General features: G+C 44.1%; 18 protein-coding genes. 10 read left to right on the top strand and 8 right to left on the bottom strand.

Going from position 1 to position 18,840, the window contains the following annotated elements:
* Window positions 1-123: 123 nt before the first annotated feature.
* Together ACEN82_RS26030 and ACEN82_RS26025 are read left to right on the top strand one after the other, a co-directional pair.
* Window positions 124-1,980 carry a chloride channel protein gene (locus ACEN82_RS26030; RefSeq protein WP_413322793.1) on the top strand — a complete coding sequence of 619 codons (1,857 nt, stop codon included), beginning with the start codon at window positions 124-126 and terminating at the stop codon, window positions 1,978-1,980.
* A 255-nt stretch (window positions 1,981-2,235) separates the two neighbouring features.
* Window positions 2,236-2,517 carry a DUF4242 domain-containing protein gene (locus ACEN82_RS26025; RefSeq protein ID WP_413322794.1) on the top strand — a complete coding sequence of 94 codons (282 nt, stop codon included), beginning with the start codon at window positions 2,236-2,238 and terminating at the stop codon, window positions 2,515-2,517.
* Window positions 2,518-2,588: 71 nt separating this feature from the next.
* Here the strand turns inward: ACEN82_RS26025 and ACEN82_RS26020 are convergent, their stop codons facing one another.
* The 4 genes from ACEN82_RS26020 to ACEN82_RS26005 form a co-directional block, all read right to left on the bottom strand.
* Window positions 2,589-3,683, bottom strand: a complete 1,095-nt coding sequence (locus tag ACEN82_RS26020; protein WP_413322795.1) for a phosphatidylinositol-specific phospholipase C1-like protein — start codon at window positions 3,681-3,683, stop codon at window positions 2,589-2,591.
* Between the two features lie 78 nt (window positions 3,684-3,761).
* Window positions 3,762-5,378, bottom strand: a complete 1,617-nt coding sequence (locus tag ACEN82_RS26015; protein WP_413322796.1) for a RagB/SusD family nutrient uptake outer membrane protein — start codon at window positions 5,376-5,378, stop codon at window positions 3,762-3,764.
* Window positions 5,379-5,399: 21 nt separating this feature from the next.
* Entirely contained in the window at window positions 5,400-8,393 is a 2,994-nt protein-coding gene (locus tag ACEN82_RS26010; RefSeq protein ID WP_495644038.1) for a SusC/RagA family TonB-linked outer membrane protein, read from the bottom strand.
* A 332-nt stretch (window positions 8,394-8,725) separates the two neighbouring features.
* A complete protein-coding gene (locus tag ACEN82_RS26005) occupies window positions 8,726-9,340 on the bottom strand; it encodes a hypothetical protein (protein ID WP_188834135.1) in 615 nt (204 codons plus the stop codon).
* A 186-nt stretch (window positions 9,341-9,526) separates the two neighbouring features.
* Between ACEN82_RS26005 and ACEN82_RS26000 the strand changes: the two genes are divergently transcribed.
* Window positions 9,527-10,699: an MFS transporter gene (locus ACEN82_RS26000; protein ID WP_413322747.1), complete on the top strand. Its 1,173-nt coding sequence runs from the start codon at window positions 9,527-9,529 to the stop codon at window positions 10,697-10,699.
* A gap of 64 nt (window positions 10,700-10,763) precedes the next feature.
* Here the strand turns inward: ACEN82_RS26000 and ACEN82_RS25995 are convergent, their stop codons facing one another.
* From ACEN82_RS25995 to ACEN82_RS25985, 3 genes are all read right to left on the bottom strand, one after another.
* Window positions 10,764-11,804 (bottom strand): DUF4097 family beta strand repeat-containing protein, encoded by a 1,041-nt coding sequence (locus ACEN82_RS25995; protein WP_090533615.1) that lies wholly within the window; start codon window positions 11,802-11,804, stop codon window positions 10,764-10,766.
* A 127-nt stretch (window positions 11,805-11,931) separates the two neighbouring features.
* On the bottom strand, window positions 11,932-12,315 hold the full coding sequence (locus ACEN82_RS25990) for a VOC family protein (RefSeq protein WP_413322748.1): 384 nt from the start codon (window positions 12,313-12,315) through the stop codon (window positions 11,932-11,934).
* Window positions 12,316-12,323: 8 nt separating this feature from the next.
* On the bottom strand, window positions 12,324-12,809 hold the full coding sequence (locus ACEN82_RS25985) for a peptide deformylase (protein WP_176626513.1): 486 nt from the start codon (window positions 12,807-12,809) through the stop codon (window positions 12,324-12,326).
* Between the two features lie 156 nt (window positions 12,810-12,965).
* On the opposite strand from ACEN82_RS25985, the gene ACEN82_RS25980 reads away from it, so the two are divergent.
* From ACEN82_RS25980 to ACEN82_RS25950, 7 genes are all read left to right on the top strand, one after another.
* Window positions 12,966-13,538: a Crp/Fnr family transcriptional regulator gene (locus ACEN82_RS25980; RefSeq protein ID WP_413322749.1), complete on the top strand. Its 573-nt coding sequence runs from the start codon at window positions 12,966-12,968 to the stop codon at window positions 13,536-13,538.
* 109 nt (window positions 13,539-13,647) lie between these two features.
* Entirely contained in the window at window positions 13,648-14,181 is a 534-nt protein-coding gene (locus tag ACEN82_RS25975) for a YceI family protein (protein ID WP_413322750.1), read from the top strand.
* Window positions 14,182-14,208: 27 nt separating this feature from the next.
* On the top strand, window positions 14,209-14,427 hold the full coding sequence (locus ACEN82_RS25970) for a tautomerase family protein (RefSeq protein ID WP_090533605.1): 219 nt from the start codon (window positions 14,209-14,211) through the stop codon (window positions 14,425-14,427).
* A gap of 4 nt (window positions 14,428-14,431) precedes the next feature.
* Complete coding sequence (locus ACEN82_RS25965; RefSeq protein ID WP_413322751.1) at window positions 14,432-15,166, top strand: SDR family NAD(P)-dependent oxidoreductase; 735 nt, start codon at window positions 14,432-14,434, stop codon at window positions 15,164-15,166.
* Window positions 15,167-15,238: 72 nt separating this feature from the next.
* A complete protein-coding gene (locus ACEN82_RS25960; RefSeq protein WP_218117203.1) occupies window positions 15,239-15,616 on the top strand; it encodes a nuclear transport factor 2 family protein in 378 nt (125 codons plus the stop codon).
* Between the two features lie 121 nt (window positions 15,617-15,737).
* Window positions 15,738-16,814 (top strand): NAD(P)H-dependent flavin oxidoreductase, encoded by a 1,077-nt coding sequence (locus ACEN82_RS25955; RefSeq protein ID WP_413322752.1) that lies wholly within the window; start codon window positions 15,738-15,740, stop codon window positions 16,812-16,814.
* Window positions 16,811-17,560, top strand: a complete 750-nt coding sequence (locus ACEN82_RS25950) for an MBL fold metallo-hydrolase (protein WP_176626498.1) — start codon at window positions 16,811-16,813, stop codon at window positions 17,558-17,560. The genes ACEN82_RS25955 and ACEN82_RS25950 overlap by 4 nt, the downstream gene beginning before the upstream one ends.
* A gap of 13 nt (window positions 17,561-17,573) precedes the next feature.
* Here ACEN82_RS25950 and ACEN82_RS25945 read toward each other — a convergent pair whose 3' ends face one another.
* Entirely contained in the window at window positions 17,574-18,836 is a 1,263-nt protein-coding gene (locus ACEN82_RS25945) for a cation:proton antiporter (protein WP_413322753.1), read from the bottom strand.
* Window positions 18,837-18,840: the final 4 nt, after the last annotated feature.

The following is an 18,840-nucleotide window of genomic DNA, read 5'->3' as shown; positions in this document are numbered from 1 at the left end:
TTAAATAAAAACATTGCATATGCAATATAAAATTGAAAATAAAATTTATTCATGCTACTTTAAGTATTACCTTTGCAAGAAAAATAGCACAGTCCCCTAAAACGGAACGGGACTAATCAAAACATGGAAACAAAACAGAACGCCATCCCGGTTTCACCTTCATTAAATGATCTTTACAATTTTAAATCCGGCTTAAAAGGCACCAGGCAAATGAAAACAAGGCTGATCTTTATATCGGCACTTTGTATTCTTATTGCCGGCCTTATCAGCGTAATAGCCAAAGGCCTTATCTATCTTATTAATATCGTTATCAATATCTCATTTTACGGAACGCTGGATGCCGGCTTTCACAGCCCGGCCAATAACCATTTGGGTTTATGGGTAATTGTTATACCGGCTATAGGCGGCATTATAGTAGGCATTATGGCCCTGTATGGCTCCAAGGCGATCAGGGGGCATGGCATACCAGAAGCAATGGAGCAGATCCTGGTAAATAAAAGCAAAATAAAACCGATTATAACTTTTCTGAAACCCGTATCATCGGCCATAGCCATAGGTACCGGCGGACCATTTGGCGCCGAGGGGCCTATTATTGCAACTGGCGGGGCACTTGGTTCAACCTTTGGCCAGTTATTCAAAATATCGCCCAACGAGCGTAAAATTATTTTGGCAGCAGGAGCAACAGCGGGCATGTCGGCCATATTTGGCACACCCATAGCAGCGGTGTTTTTAGCTATTGAGCTGTTGCTGTTCGAGTTTTCGCCCCGGGCCATATTACCGGTGGCATTAGCTTGTATCACCGGAGCAGCCGGGCACCATCTTTTATTTGAAGCCGGGCCTGTATTCCCGATGCCTGATGTAGATACACCTTCAAATACCGCCCTGGCTATTTATAGCATCATTGGCCTGGTCATTGGCTTTATATCATTGGGGCTTACCAAAATAGTTTATTTTATTGAAGATAGCTTTGAAAAACTGCCCATCCACTGGATGTGGTGGCCTGCAATTGGTGGCCTGGCGGTAGGCCTGATAGGTTATTTTGCACCGCACACCCTCGGCGTAGGATATGATAATATTATTACTATTCTTTCGGGCACATTATCATTGATGCTAATTGTGCGTTTGTGTTTATTCAAATTTCTTTCATGGGCTATAGCCCTGGGCAGCGGCACGTCGGGTGGTACGCTTGCTCCCTTGTTAACCATTGGCGGCGCGGCTGGTGCGGCTTTTGGCGCATTGGTACACCTGGTATTTCCTGATGCGGGCATAAGTGTTCCAATAGCTGCGCTTATTGGTATGGCCGCTATGTTTGCAGGCGCTTCAAGGGCTTATTTAACCAGTATCACCTTCGCGCTGGAGGCTACCATGCAATCGCATGCATTACTGCCTTTGCTTGGTGCCTGCACAGCATCGTACCTGGTTTCATTCTTCCTGATGGAAAATACCATCATGACCGAAAAAATTGCCCGCCGCGGTGTATATACACCTGATTCATACGAACCTGATCTATTACAGGTACTGACTGTTGCCGACGTTAACAATGAAGTTGGCGAAACCTTAAAAAGCAATAGTACCATAGCCGAAACAAGGGCCTGGCTTACAGGAAATAATATTACCCAAAGTTTTTTTATAGTGATTAAAAATGATGGCAGCTATGCAGGCATGGTTAGCCTGACCGACATTTATAACCATAGTATTTCTGCCGAACTCACCATAAGTAATATAACCAAGGCAAGTAAACAGGCCGTGAGGAGTAATGATCCGCTGAAACGTGTTGTGGAGATCATGGCTGAAGAATCGGCAGAGGTGCTTCCCGTTATTGCCGCCGGAAATACCATAGCCGGGCAAATCTCCTATAAAGAGATCTTAAACACCTACTATCAGTATGTTGCCGAAAACCGGAAGCAAAACACACAGATCTCCCTTAAACGGCGTAGGCTTAAAATTGCTGCCCGTGGCCGCAGCAGGGCTAAATCTTAAAAATAAAAGGCGTTTGAATTAAAAAAGAAACCCTGCGTGACGTAAGATCAGGCGGGATTTCTTTTTTTCTGAACGTTCCTGTCTCGTAAAAAATTAAATACGCCGAAACTGGGTTATTGCTTATTTATTCTATAGCTTTGATTTATAAAATGTCGCCGCTTGTTTAGTAGCATTTTATCTTCCATTTCCGCCAATTACACCTGTTTGATTTAACGTTGCTGTTGAAAGTAATATTTAACCATTAAATCATATTTTATGAAAAAATTTGTAATTGAAAGGGAGCTGCCTGGCGCCGGTAACCTGTCGCCCGAAGAGTTACAGGCTATTTCACAGGCGTCGTGTTCGGTTGTAAATGAATTAGGAAAGCCATACCATTGGATTCAGTCGTTTGTTACTACCGATAAGATCTATTGCATCCATATTGCCGAAAGTGAAGATGTTATTCGCGAACATGCCATGAAAGGCGGCTTCCCGGTAACCAGCATTGCCGAAGTTAAGGCCATCATTGACCCAACAACAAGCACCGCGACAGCTTAATATGATTGTTGTTAAAAGAAGAAAAGCCCATAATTTTATTACAGGCCTTTCTTCTTTTTAATTTGGATTGGTTAATTCCCGACCGAACCTTGTGAGCCGGTTTTAAACAGCGGATCTTCTTTAAAATAAGCACCACCGTTAAAACTAATCACATAATCAGATTTGAAATGCGTACTTTTTTTATAATAATCGGTACTGATGATCTGTGCACCTGATTTTTGCGCTGCTATAAACGAGCTCATATCATTTGCGCGGGCTTCTTCTGTATCCGAGTCGGCACGGGTACGGATAATGTAACCTTTCTTAACCAGTTTTTGAATGGCTGCCAGGTCCTTTTTAGCATCATTCATAATGTGAATGGCGGCTTCAGGTGTGCCCGGCAATGCATCGGCAAACAATACACGGCCTTTTAACGATGGGTGACCGGCGATATAGGCAGCTCTTTTTTCGCCTTTTTCATCAAGAATAAAAATGAACTTCCCTTTGGCCGCTTTCAACGTTGGCCAGTTGTTATGCAATACGGCAGCTTCAAGGGTTTTGTATGTGCCGCGCACATCATCCGGGGTAATTAAATATTGTTTGCCCAGGTTGTTTAAAATTTCTTTATCCAGATTGTCAAAGGTTTTAGCTGTAAATTTTTCCGGAACAGTGAACCCTGGTTTATCTGAAGCTTCGTCCTTGGCGTTCATGGTAATGTAAATGGGGTTATGATCCGGGTGCTCATCGCTCCATTTCTTCAATTCCTGCAGGCAAAGCTTAAAAGTTGCGCAATTGCTGCGGAAGTCAATATCCTCAATGTGGAATACTTTAAAACCCGGCTCCTTCATTACGCCCCGGGTATCAAAAGCAGGCTGGCCCGGTACCCAATCCAACCCTTTAGGGTGGGCATATTTGCCACCTTTGGTATCAGCATAAACGTCAATTTCCAAAGCGTTTAATCCTAAATTAAGCTGGTCGGTAAGACTGATGTGCTCATAATCTATCTTACTCATACCAACCGAATCGCGCTTTTGCAAAAAACGAAATAGTTTGGGATCAATTGCCTGCTTATAGCTGTTGTGCGATCCTATTACCTGGAAATGGTTCATTTTCTGGTCGCCTGGATTGCTCAATAGCGCAGATGCTGAAAGAATAATGCCCCCAATTAATCCGCCTGTAAGTTTCATTTTGGTAAATATATTATTGGTTTAACAAAACAAGCGCAAAAGGCCTGCCTTTTGCGCTTGTATAAAAAATGTTACTAATTAATAACCCGGGTTCTGTTTCAGGTTAGGGTTGGTTTTTAATTCGGTTGATGGAATTGGATATAACCTGCGGGTTGGATCGGTGTTCATTTTCAGGTCGTCCGTTTTGCCGCCCATAACCGGTAGTGGATATTCTTTCTCGAATAAACCATAGCGGATCAGGTCATTACGGCGCCATGCTTCCCATGAAAGCTCACGTGCGCGCTCATCCAGCAAACCATCCAGGTCAATTGATGTAGCAAGCTCCGCGTGGGCACGGCTGCGTAGTTTGTTTACCAAAGTAAGCGGAGTTTGTGCGTCACCGTTTATGGTAGTTGGAGCAGCACCACGTAATATAGCTTCTGCTTTCATTAGGTAAATATCGGCTAAACGGAATACCGGCACGTCGTTACTGTTTAAACGGGTAGCCTGGATGATGTTAACATCAGGATAGTATTTAATTGAACGTACACCTTCCGATTGTGAGGTTGTCACATCATTACCCAAATCCATTGGTTTTAAGCCGGTAAGGGTTAGTGTTGGGATAATGTTAATTTGTTTGGTTGCATTCGGAGCCGGGTAATAAACCGGTTGATTGGTGAAACCGCCGTTGCCATCAGGATAATATTGCGGTCCCGCAAGCCATGTTTTGCTACGGTCATCGCCGGGAATGTTAAAGCGGTTATAAAACTCAGGTGTGGTGCTCATGGCAATACTTAAGCCTACGTTGAAGCCATATGCCTGGGCCAGGTAATAAAAGAAACCGAAACGGGTAAACTGGTTGCCCGGAATTTGCTGGTCGTAAGGAACGGCAAAAATAGTTTCATTAATCTGCGGACCGTTGGTTGGCAAAAATATGTCGCGGTATTTTGCATCCAGGAAATAATTGGTGTTGGCCTGTACGCTATCACACATGGTAACGGTTTCCTGGTAACGGGTGGTGCCTGTATATACACCAGAGTTCAGGTACATTTTTGCAAGCAGGGCGAACACCATACCCTTTGTTGGACGGCCATATTGTGCTACGTTTGTTGGGCCGTTGTTGCTTTTAGCCGGCAATAGAGGTAAAACGGATTTTAATTCGCTTTCAATAAACTCATACACTTTAGCGCGTGGCTGATTGGTCGGTTGCGTAGTCACCGGGAAGTCGGTGATGATAGGAACATTGCCATACAGGTCCATCATGAAGTAAAGATATAAGGCGCGCATTGCTTTAACCTCGGCAATTGATGACGCTTTTTTTGTTGCTGACGATGAAGAGGCATTGATAACAGTGATAATACGGTTACAGGTGTTGATGCCGCCGAAACCCCACTGCCATACGCCGATAACGTTAGGATGGTCAAAGGTCCAGGTGTGGTAGTGTAACTGGCGGTACTGGCCCCCATCGTCAAAGTTACCGTCGCGGGCAGGTAAAATAGCTTCATCGGTCGACATATCCTGCATGCGCCAGTAAGGTACCGCATAGCTTGATGACAGGTTAGAGTATATGGTACCAAGCAATGCGGTATAATCGGCATCGGTGGTTGGGAAGTTTGATTTTACGTATTGTGATTCAACAGGTACATCTAATTTTGTACATGAATATGTGCTCATGATCACAGCAATAGCGGCACATATAAAAAATATCTTTTTCATCTTTTGTCTTTCTGAGGTTTTTTAGAATGATGCGGTTATACCTAAGCTGAACGTGCGTGTTTTAGGATAGAAATCGCGATTATCGATACCCGGGGTTAAACCGCCGATATTAACTTCGGGATCAACACCCCGGTATTTGGTGATAATGAAAATGTTGTTGCCCGAAGCATAAAAACGCAGGCTTTTTATGGCCTGGATGTGTGGTTTAACGGTATAACCCAAAGTAGCATTATCCAAACGCAGGTATGAGCCGCTTTCAAGGAAACGGTCAGAGATCAGGTAGGCATTGACATCCTTAAATGATTCGCCTAAAGTAAACCTTGGGATGTTCTGCAGTTTTGAATCGGCAGGGTTATTCAATGAAGCAAGGGTGGCGTTAAGGATCTTGTTACCATAAACACCACGCACCAGGAAGTTTAAGTCGAAGCCTTTATAGAAAAAACTGTTGCTCCAGCCGTAAACCAGTTTAGGCTGCGCATCATATTTAATAAACTGATCAGAAGTTAAAGGCTGGGTTGCTATTACCGATCCGTCGGCTTTTTGATAGGTACTTACACCGTTGGCGTTTTTACCCATATAGTGCCACAGGTCAAATGTGCCAATTGCATAGCCGGGCTGAATGATCTGGCTGTAATTGCCCGACTGGCCTTTACCGCCTAACTGCGCGGTTTGTATAAAGTTAAGACCAAACTGGCTGTTTGATAAGCTTTGTACAACGTTTTTATTATGCGAAACGTTGAATGAAGTACGCCAGGTAAACGCTTGTGATTTTACAGGTACCGCGTTTAAAACAACCTCGATACCGCTGTTTTTGATTTTACCTACGTTGGCAGTGTAAAACGGATAGAAGTAAAGTGTGGTTGATACCGGGTAGGTATAGATCAGGTCGGATGTTTTCTTGATATAGTAATCTACCGAACCGGTTAAGCGGTTGTTAAACAAACCAAAGTCCAAACCGATGTTGGTGGTAGCAGTACTTTCCCATTTCAAATCAGGGTTATCATTACGTACCGGGCCAATAGGATTAACAATGTTACCATTGCTCAAAAATTTACCGCCGCCCGGTGGCACACCGTAAATTAACCTTGCAGTAAAGGCATCAAAACCTAAGCTGTTGCCAGATACACCGTAACCAGCCCTTAATTTCAAATCGCTGATAACAGGAACCGATTTCATGAACTCTTCGTTAATGATTTTCCAACCCGCAGAAGCCGCCGGGAAGTAACCATGGCGCTGGTTAATACCAAATGCCGATGAACCATCTTCCCTTAATGAAGCCTGTAACAGGTATTTATCCGAAAACTCATACTGGCCACGGGCATAGAACGATACAAACCTCAACGTAGATATATAGTTAGGGTTGAACACAATTTGCGAAAGCTGCGTTGGGTTTGACAGTGCCAGGTAGTTGTATGTTAAAGCATCATTTGAAAAGTTTTGTGTTTGCACACCAAAGCCATCGTTATTACGATCCTGCTGATAAGAGTAACCACCTAACAATTTCAATGAATGCTTACCGAATACGCGATCGTAGTTAAAATAAGCCTCAACTACGTTGCTGGTATTGGTGTAAGCACTGCGTACGGCTACTCCATTTTGATTAACATAAATACCAGATTGGCTGGTAGAATAGGTGTTAACGTTATTCTGTTCTTTTTGGGTTGATCCCGATACGGTAAATTTTAAACCTTTCAGGATGTCAACAGAGGCAAAACCATTGATTAATGTTTTGTTGTTCTCTGTTCTGGTAAAGTTGTTATTTATTAATGATAACGGGTTCAAAGGGCCGCTACCTGTACGGGTATAGTTTTCTTTATAGGTACCATCCGGGTTAAAAGGACTAACCGTTGGCAGGTAGAATAAAATACCCGATAACACCTGGCTTTGGAAGATATCGTTGTTTTTGGTAGCACTGTTGGTAAGCGTGATACCCAATTTTAAACGATCATTAAAAAACCGTTGGTTAATGTAACCTTTATAAATAGTACGTTCCAGGCTGGTATTTCTTAATATACCATTGTTTTTCATGTAGTTTACACTTGCACCATACTCCGAATTGGTACCGGCTCCGCCGTATGAAAGATTATGGTTTTGTGAATAACCGGTCCTCTCGGCCAGTTTTTGCCAATTGGTATTTGAACCATCGTCATCAGCAGCGCTTAATTTAGGCACACCGTTGTCTGTTAAATATTTACGCAGCTCGTCGCCGGTAAGTACATCAATGTTTTTTGACACGTTCTCAACGGCGCCATAAGCACTGTAAGTTAACCTTGTTTGACCGGCTTTGGCCCTGCGGGTAGTAACAATGATTACACCGTTGGCAGCACGTGAACCGTAAATAGCGGTTGAAGAGGCGTCTTTCAGCACGTCGATGCTTTCGATATCGGCGGGGGCCAAAAGATCGATAGAAGCACCCGGTACCCCATCAATTACATAAAAAGGTTGCTGAGCTGCACCTTCACGTAAGGTTGAGGGTCCCCTTAAAATTGTGGCAGGCTGTTTGTTAGGGTCGCCGCTTTTGGTAATATTTAAACCGGCTACCTTACCCTGCAATAGTTCGGCAGGAGTGGTTAATACACCAGCATTAAAATCTTCGGCTTTAACCGAAGTGATAGCGCCTGTTACGTCCTTGCGGCTCGCGGTACCATAACCGATAACTACAACATCTTTAAGTTGTTTGGTATCGGTAACCATCGTAACATTCACCGTGTTCTTTTCGCCAACAGTAACCTCCTTTGGTACCGAGCCTAAAAAGGTAAATTTAAGTACATCGCCTGCGCCGCTTGTTTTTACAGTATAGGCACCGTTAGCGTTGGTTGAGGTTGATCGTCCCGAACTTTTTACGGTTACCACTACGCCGGGTAAAGGAAGATTACTTTCATCGGTAACGGTACCTTTTATGGTGCCGTCCTGTGCAAAAACCGCTGACGAGGCTATAAACATCAGCAGGAAAAGACAAATCGTTTTACTTTTTTCAAAAAAGAGCCTTAAAATAAATCTGTAGTTTTTTTTCATAGTTTTAATTAATGACAAACCCTGTTTTAATAGATGCCCGAGTTGAGATAGTAGGGCGATAATTGGTGCAAAGCAACGGTTGTTTTATTATCAGGAAATAAATATAGGGTTAACTTATCTATTAATTAAAATCAATATTGCTTTTCTTATTTGTGTTGCTTTCAGCTGGTTTTCAGCTTTTTGCTATTGATAAACAAGGAGGCTTTGTTAACCCGGGATTAACAATGTTTAAATTTTGGCGTTTTGTAAAAAGGGTGTTATGAAGCGCCGGCTAAAAAATTTGACTTTTTTACGATCGATGGAAAAGATACGTTTAGAAGCATTGGCCTAATTTACCGGTTTGCCAGCGAAATCATTGTGTAGGCTCCATTGGTTTGAATGGTAAACATAAATTCGCTGTTTTGGTAAATCTTGCTTCCGGGTTTTCCATAAATTATGTCTCTGAAGTCATGACTTTCAAGATAGTCCTGGAATGAATGATCGTGCAACACAGGACACATGTACAGAAGTTGTTCCATCCTGATGGCAAGGGCTGTTTTTCGTTTCTTATTTTCCCATCTGTCTTTATCCTGGTCAAAAACCCATCCGCTGTTGATTTTATTGAGTTCGGTAGTATAAACGCCCGGCCCTGCTTTCATAAGCCGGATCATATCGGCTGGGGTTATTTCTCTTTCGGCTGTCTTTGATTTGCTCCATGGATGAAAAACAAGTAGTAATATCAATAACGTAGCCGTTAGAAGGCCGATCCAAAGATAATTTCGGCTTTGGGGAGGTTCGGGGATTATCGGATATTCGTGCGGGAACAGTTCATTTTTAATTACCGAGAGTGTATATTTTGCTTCGGCCCGGGCAAGGCCTTCTGCAACCAACAGGGCCTCAATCTCATGATCTGAATTGCCGTCGGCAATCATCCACTTTATCTGTTCGGTAATTTGTTGTTTATCCATTGGTAATGATGACAGGGTTAGGTTTAGTTTTGAAACTCAAGATACATATTTTTATAAAGGCAACATAACGGGAATTAAAAATGCAGGTGGCGTTTCCTGAACGGGATACGCAAGGTAAAAGCGGTACTATTTTTTTAGCGTACAGTTTATAATTATTATTGCACCGCTATAGTTCTTCAAAACCAAATGAAACGTATCCTCCCGGTAATCGTACTCTCCCAGTTTTTTTGCACTTCACTGTGGTTTGCAGGCAACGCGGTTATGGGCGATATAGCCAAACAATTACAGCTTGAACCATCTTATCTGGCTTACTTAACAAGCGCGGTTCAGCTTGGCTTTATTACCGGCACCCTTGTTTTTGCTATCCTTGGTATTGCCGACAGGTTTTCGCCAGTAAGGGTGTTTTTTACCTGTGCGCTTATTGCCGCAGCTGTCAATGCGTTGGCATGTTTACCCGGAACAGATGCTGCGATAATATTAATGCTAAGGTTTACCATAGGTTTTTTCCTGGCAGGGATTTACCCGGTGGGCATGAAGATAGCCTCAGACCATTATCCGCAGGGATTGGGAAAAGCTCTCGGTTTTTTGGTTGGAGCATTGGTTTTGGGCACAGCGTTGCCGCACCTGCTTAAAAACCTGATGGCCACGTTGCCATGGCGGTACGTTATCTTGTCGACATCGATATTAGCCGCTTTGGGCGGATGTACGATGATATTATTGGTACCCGACGGTCCGGAAAGGAAGCAGGGAGTGGCGCTTAATCCGGCTGCGTTTTTACAAAGTTTTCGAAACAGGCAATTCAGGGCAGCAGCCTTTGGTTATTTTGGCCACATGTGGGAGCTTTATGCTTTTTGGGCTTTTGTCCCCATGATGCTAACCGCCTACAATAATCGGTTCTCAAATGCAGTTTTGAATGTCCCCTTATTGTCTTTTCTCATTATTGGGATGGGCGCTTTGGCCTGTGCAGCCAGCGGTATCATATCGAAATATCTGGGTGTGAAAAAAGTAGCTACCATCGCGTTGACAATTTCTTGCACCTGTTGCCTGGTATCGCCGCTATTTTTATTTACCGGCTCGACATGGATATTGATTTCATTTTTATTGATATGGGCTATTGCAGTCATTGCCGATTCGCCGTTGTTTTCAACATTGGTTGCGCAAAATGCCTATCAGCAATCAAGAGGAACCGCGCTAACCATTGTCAATTGCTTCGGTTTTGCTGTTACCATTGTAAGTATTCAACTGATCGCGGCTTTACGAACGGCCGAAAACGCGCGATATATTTACATGCTACTGGCCATAGGGCCGGTTTGGGGATTAATGGCACTGATAACAGGGCGAAACACTCACCAAGGATAGAAAAGAGAAAAGCTCCGGATCATAAACCCGGAGCTTTTCCCTTTATTGCTTAACTATTAAATACTTACCTGAATTTTATATTAACACTGCCGCCGGATGCTTCTGCTTTAACCGGGATGCCGCCGCCATTGTATTTACCGTTAACCCGTTCCTTTTCCCATTGTCCGTTAAATTTAGCAACAGATGATGGCGACACGCCTTCACCTCGCAGGTCGAGGTCGTAGCCCTGGTTTTGCGGAAGTTCGATATCAACGTTACCGGCGCTTGATTCCAGTTTAAGATATTTGCCAACTTTTAGCATTTGAGCGTACAGACCACCGCCGCTGGTTTGCGCGCTAATACTCCCTGCCATGCGTTTAAGATCAATGCTGCCTCCTGATGTGCTGGTGATGAGCTCACCACTGATATTATTGCCGTTAACACCGCCACCACTGGTTTCGGCGTTAATATTACCCTTTAAATTTTCTAAAGTTATACCGCCGCCACTGGTTTCAAGCCTGATCCTGCCGTTACAGTTTTTAGCCTCAATACCGCCTCCGCTGGTTTCAAGCGAAATATCATCGCCCGAATTGGAAACATGAATGCCGCCGCCCGAGGTGTTACCGCGGATGGTACCGTAAAGCCTGTCGATAGTTAAACCACCGCCGCTGGTGCTAAATTTTTCGTTGCCTTTTAAGTTATCAAGACCAATACCGCCGCCACTGGTTTCCAGGTCGGTTGCGCATTGCTGCGGTACATAAATGCGGAATGAGATGCTCAATGAGCTTCTCCAGTTAAAAAAGTTTTGACGCTTGCTTTTGGCGATGGCCCTAACTTCATGCCCGCTAACCGATATGTCGAGTGTATAATCCTTGTCAAGGCGTTTTTTGATCTCTTCCTTTGAAAGATCATTGCCGTTGTTGCCTTTAATATAAACTTCCACCCGCGGAGCTTGCCCGGCCTGCCCGCTAACTACAATACCTCCGGCCGATGTACGTACCACGGCGCTGGTAATGGCATCGTTAGCCAATGATTTGGTAAGATATAACGAACGGCTGTCGCCATCTTGCGCTGCTGCCACCGCGGTTTGCCCGGCAAGCAGAAGAAGTAAAATATAGTTTTTCATAAATGGGGTTTTAATGGTAATACAGCTATGACCACACTTTACCCCTATACGTTACAGGCGTTTTTAATTTCTTATTTAACAGCCGTATATAAGAAGCTTTGGTGACCGGATTTTGGCAGCTTTGGGCTCAACCAAGCAAATCCCATAAATTACCAAAGGGATCTTTAAAAACGGCAACCGTGCCGTATGGTTCCGCCTGGGGTTCACGAACGAAGATGATGTTTTTGTCCTGCATCGCACGGTAATCGCACCAAAAATCATCGGTCCTTAAAAAAAGGAATACACGGCCACCCGTTTGCTGTCCTATCCGACTTTTTTGTTCATCACCTACGGCCTTTGCTAACAGCAGGCTACACTCAAATGCTCCCCTGGGTCTTACCAACACCCATCTTTTATTTTCGTTGATCAGGGTATCTTCAATTAAGTCGAAATTCAATTTCTCCGTGTAAAATTGAATTGCTTCATCGTAGTTATCTACAACTACAGTAATATGTGCTATAAATTGTTTCATGAATCAGATTATAACCGCCATTTAAACGCCATGCTGTCGATAGCCCGCATCGTACATAAAATCCCGTTCAAATGATCATGCTCATGCTGCATCAGTTCAGATAGGGCATCCGTCATTACCCACTGCTGTTGCTGCCAGTTTTCGTCAAGGTAATTTACGGTGATGGTTTTATGCCTTTTAACTTTCACCAGCAGGTTAGGAAAGCTCATGCAATCGTCCCAAAGTTCAAAAAGTTCATCGCTGGCGTCCTGTATTTCGGGGTTAATGAAAACTACAGGCTTGTCAATATTCATGTAAACGAGGCGTTTCATAATGCCCAGTTGGGGAGCAGCGATAGCCCGGCCAAAGTTGTATTTTTGCCTGATCTCCTGCATTACATGGTGCATATCTTCAACCCAACCGCTTACCAGCGGCAATTCGTTTCGTAATACCGGCGGGCAAACCTGGTAAAGACGCTCATCGCCAAGCAGCAAAATATCGTTCAATTTTTTCATTCCATAGTAAAACGTAAATTTATCACTTACGGAATCACATTAATCCCTCATGAATTGCTTTAACTTTATATCAAGACCCAAATAAGCGGAAATGCCGGAAAGTTAAACATTGACTTTCTTATCCAAATAAAGTTTTTTTGTAGTTATTTTTATCACATGCAGCCAAAAGAAATTTTAAAAGAGCACGTAAGCAAAACCGCCTCACTGACCGATGAGCAGTTCGATTATTTCTTTTCGCATTTCACCTACAAAACATTTAAAAAAGGGCAAACTATAATCGGGGAAGGTGATAAAGTAGACTGTGAGTATTTCGTACTTTCGGGCTATCTGAAGTCGTTTTTTATTAACGACGACATGAAAATGTTCATCCTGCAGTTTGCTATGCCTACCTGGTGGGCTTCAGATTATAACGCACTTTACAGCGGCGAGCGCGCTACAATTAGCCTGGATTGTATTACGGATGCCGAAGTACTTTGCCTCACTGGTCGCGACCGCGAAAAGCTTTGCAATGAAATTCACGCAAGCGAGCACTTTTTTCGCTGGCGTACCAACAGGGGCTATGTAGCTACTCAAAAAAGGCTGCTATCATTTATGAATAACAACGCCAGGCATCGTTATGAAGAGCTCCTGGCGCAGTACCCTACGTTGTACAATGTGGTTCCCAAACAATTAATAGCCTCATACTTAGGCGTTTCAAGGGAAACATTGAGCCGTTTATACCATTCTTAAAATGTGACGTACATCACATAAATAAAGCGGTGTTTCAATTGTGATGTAGGTCACACAGTTTCCAGGCCATTAGTCCCCAACTTTGTATTGTCATTAAAGACATAACAAAATGGAAACTCAAAAATTTGAAATCATCAGCGCAAAAAGTAACATCGACTGGATTGGTCGTAAAGTTACAGGCGCACACAATGGTACCATCGCTATAAAAGATGGCTCTTTAACTTTTGCAGATGGACAATTAACCGGCGGTAAATTCGATATCGACACCACCTCTATTAAAATCCTTGACATAACTGACCCGGCTACCAACGCTCAGTTTGCAGGCCACCTTGCTTCCGACGACTTCTTTAATTCAGAAAATTATCCCGAAGCTCAATTTGTGGTTACTGCGATCAACAAAGGCAGCAACGGCACTTATCGGATCACCGGCGACCTGACCATAAAAGGCATCACTCATTCCGTAAGTTTTGACGCGCAGGTTGCTACCGCAGCCGATACCGTAAACGCAACCGGTAAAGTTGTGGTCGACCGTACCAAATACGGCATGAGGTTTCGTTCCGGAAACTTTTTTAAAGACCTGGGCGATACACTTATCTACAACGATTTTGACCTGAATGTAAACATAACCGCAAAAGCTGTTTAAAACAGCTTTTGCTTAAAAACTAAAGCCATGCCATACGTAAAAATTGAACTGACCCGCGAAGGTGTTACCCGCGAGCAGAAACAAATCCTGATAAAGGGTGTAACCGATTTGATTACCGATACCCTGAACAAAGACCCGCATTTAACCCATGTAGTGATCAGCGAAATTGAGCTGGATGATTGGGGATATGCCGGCGAACAGACATCAGTATTAAGAGAAAGAGGCATCACTGCCGACAAGAAGTAAAACAATGAAAAAACAAACAATAATCGTTACCGGAGCATCATCCGGTATCGGTAAAGAAATAGCCCGTTATTTTTTAGAAAAGGGCGATAACGTAGTCATTAACTCAACAACTGCCGATAAACTGGAAGCTGTTTACCAGGAGTTGGGTGCTGGCGATAACCTGGCCATGGTTGCCGGAAACGTAAGCGATAAAGCCACAGGCGAAAAGCTGACCCAAACAGCCCTTGATAAATTTGGAAGCGTAGATGTGCTGATCAACAACGCCGGTATTTTTGAAACCAGGCCGTTTCTTGAAGTTGATGAAGCCTACCTCGACCGTTTTTTAAACACCAACCTTAAAGGTACTTACTTCACCACCCAGGCTGCGATTCCACAAATGCTTAAACAGCATGATGGTGTGGTGATCAATATAGGTACACCATTGGTTAACCATGCTCTTGGCGGAGTTCCCATTACAGCACAAATGGCATCAAAAGGTGCAATACACGCGCTTACTATACAACTGGCCGGCGAGTTTGGTAAAGATAATATCCGGGTAAATACCATTGCGCCCGGTACTATCCGTACCCCAATGCACGGTGATGATGCCGACCAAAGCGCAGGATTACACCTGCTGAACCGGGTGGGCGAAGTTGAGGAGGTAGCCCAAATGGTGTACGCCGTTGCCAAAAACAATTTCATCAGCGGGGCCATTATCAATGTTGATGGAGGCATGGCGGCAGGCCATAATTTAAATTGAGTGTAAAATTCTTTTAGCAATTGCATTATGCCTTGCTTAGCGGCAGGCATAATGTTTAATTTATCAATAAAAATGGAAACTAACGATCAAAGCAAAGCTGCCATTGAACAGGCGCTTGAAAATTACTACTTCAAAGGGATTTATGAAGGTAATTTAGATTTGTTAAACCAGGTAATGAATACCGGCACCCTGCTTTTTGGCGATGTAAAAGGACAGCCTTATGCCAAAACATTGGATGTTTATTTGGATGGGGTAAAAAACAGGGTAAGCCCTAAGGATTCGGGCAAACCATTTAACGGGAAAATCATTTCTGTTAAAGCAGTAAATTCAATTGCAGTTGCCGAAGTACAGGTAAAAATGTACGATTATAACTATCATGAGTTTTTATCGTTCCATAAACTCGACGGCAAGTGGCTCATTGTAAATAAAATGATCAGCGATACGAATTAATTTCGTTTCAGTGATAAATTGACCTATAGTCTTTAGTCTAAAGTCATAAGTTCTAAGTGGAGAAAAGAGAAAATCAGACTTGCGACTTCAGACTTTGTACTATCGATTTAATACTAAAACCATGTGGTATAACACAAAAGCAACGGAACTATTAGGTATTGATTACCCTATTTTGCAGGGGCCTTTTGGCGGTAATTTATCGTCGGTTGAATTGGTAGCCGCGGTATCAAATGCCGGCGGGCTGGGTGGCTACGGGGCTTACACCCTGAGCGCGCCCGAAATTGCAGCGGTAGATAAACAGATCAAAGCAGCAACCAATAAACCGTACAACATTAACATATGGGTTTCGGAAACCGATGCACCGGACGGAGCTGCTACCGATGCGCAGTACGAACACGCGAAACAATTGTTTAAACCTTATTTTGATGAAGCCGGGATCCCCCTGCCGCCCAAGCCCGATCCTTTTAAATTACGGTTCGAAAACCAGTTGCAGGTGATCCTTGATCTACGCCCAAAAGTATTCAGCTTTATGTTTGGCACGTTGCCTGCCGATGTGATGGAGCAGTGCCGTAAGTTAGACATTGTTACCGTAGGTGCAGCTACCACATTGGATGAAGCTATAGCTTTAGAAGCCACCGGGGTAGATATGATAATTGCGTCGGGCTTTGAGGCGGGCGGCCACAGACCATCATTTCTCGCCCCTGCCGAATCATCAACCACCGGTACTTTTGTGTTACTTCAATTAATTAAGGAGAAAGTAAAAGTGCCCGTTATTGCCGCCGGGGGCATTGCTAATGGCCGGGGGGTAGCCGGAGCCTTAACATTAGGTGCCGATGCTGTACAGATAGGTACGGCGTTTTTGGCATGTGAGGAATCGGGTGCGCTTCCTATCCACAGGCAAATGCTTTTTTCGGATGCGGCAAAATATACTACATTATCCCGCGCGTTTACCGGCAGGCTTGGCCGGGGTATTACCAGCAAGGTTGCTAAAGACCTGGCCGGAAAGGAAGCCGGATTTTTACCCTTCCCCCTCCAAACAACTTTTATGTCGCCGTTAAGAAAAGCCGCGCTTGAGCAGCAAAAATGGGATATGATTTTGTTTTGGGGCGGGCAGATAGCGCCAATATTAAAACACACCAAAGCAGCCGTGCTGATGCAATCAATAATTGAAGACACTACTAAAATTATGAACCCATGAAAAGCGAAGTTAATGTAACCTACCTGGGCGGACCAACCATCATTTTGGAGATCGGCGGCTTAAGGCTCATGACCGATCCTACGCTTGACCCCGCGGGTGAGCAGTTCATGATCAACGATAAGCCTGCCTACCATAAAACCGAAGGCCCGGCTACTACCGACATCGGTAAAATAGATGTGGTTTTACTTAGCCATGACCAGCACGGCGATAATCTTGACCATGCTGGCCGGGAGTTGCTTAAACAGGTTGATAAAACATTAACCACCAAAATAGGAGCCGAAAGATTAGGCGGCAATGCCTTTGGCCTGGCCCCATGGGAAAGCATCGCGCTTAACGATGAAGTAGTTATAACCGGCACACCGGCAAGGCATGGCCCTGCAGGCAGCGAAAAACTTACCGGCGATGTAACAGGTTTTATTGTAACTATTGCCGGGCTCCAGATCTATATCACCGGGGATACCGTATTTTACGATGGCGTAAAGGAGGTTGCAGAAAAATTTAAACCTCAATATGTTTTCATATTTGCCGGGGCAGCCAAGCCCCGCGGCCCGTTCAATGTAACAATGGGCACTAATGATGCTATTGATACCGCCTTCGCCTTTCCCGATGCTACAATTATTCCGGTGCATTTTGAGGGCTGGTCGCATTATACAGAAACGGGCGAGATGCTGCAGCAATCATTTAACGCGCTGGGTATTGGCGGTCAGCTCAGGATTTTACAGCCGGGCGTACAAACAAGTTTATAAGCAATTACTGGTATCATTCCCGCTCGTGGCCGGTAATTTGGGGTTCTGATAAAATTTCGGGTTCTTCAATTGGTGCAACCACCTTTTTAGCGGCGCGCTCTGTAGCAAATGATGCTACCACGCAGGTAACCAGTATCAATATAATGGTGCCGTTCAGGATGTTGTCGTCAATAATCTGCGCCTTGTATCCCACTAAAATAATGGCAAGGGTAGCCGCGGCATGTGCACTGCTTAAACCGAAAATGAGGTTACGCTGTATGCCCGAATATTTGAATATTTTTTGGGTAGATAATGCCGCCAGCCATTTACCCAGCAAGGCTCCAAGCGTTAAGCTTACTGCCACAATGGTAGCCTGCGGTCCGCGGCCCAGCACACGCAAATCAACCAGCATACCTACACTGATCAGGAAGAATGGAATAAATATGGCATTACCCACAAAATCGATCCTGCTCATTAGGGTTGATGACTGCTGTACTGCTTTATTTAAAGCAAGCCCCGCCACAAAGGCCCCTATAATGGGTTCAACCCCTGCCAGCTGGGATAAAAAGGCCGACACAAACACAATAAAAAGCACAAACACATATGGCAGTGTTTTACTATCGCGATAGCGGTTAAAAAACCAGTTTGCCAACGGCGGGATCAGCACAAACATGATGAACGCGAATATCGAAAGCGAAATCATCAGCTGCAGCCAGAAGCCGAACCCCAGCCCCCCATCCTTAGCGCCCATAATTACAGGCAGCAAAATCAGTACGGCGGTATCGGTCAATATGGTGCCGCCTACACTTATGGCGACGGCCTCATTTTTTGCGATGCCATATTTGCTCACTATGGGATAGGCCACCAGTGTATGTGTGGCAAACATACTGGCCGTTAAGGCCGAAGTTATTAATGAATAATCCAGCACATAATGACAAACAGGAAAACCGATGAGTATGGGAATACAGAAAGTAAAGAAGCCAAACACAAAACTTTTATGTTTCTTCTGCTTAAACTCGTTCAGATCAAGCTCGATGCCGGCAATGAACATAATATAGAGCAGCCCGATGGTAGAGAACAGCTCAACCGCCGAATTTTTGGTAAGCAGGTTTAACCCATGCGGACCAACCGCTATGCCAGCCATAATAAAACCCACAATACCCGGAATTTTGAACTTGCCCATGATGATTGGAGCAAGTAAGATGATCAACAATATCAGCGAAAAAACAAGTACCGGGTTACTAAATGGCAGCTCAAGCTGTTGTGTTAACCGGCCCAGGATATCGGCATTATGCATGCCG

It is taken from the genome of Mucilaginibacter sp. Mucisp73 (assembly GCF_059491465.1).
The sequence above is the reverse complement of the archived record's forward strand: the minus strand, read 5'-3'. Positions and strand labels throughout refer to the sequence as shown.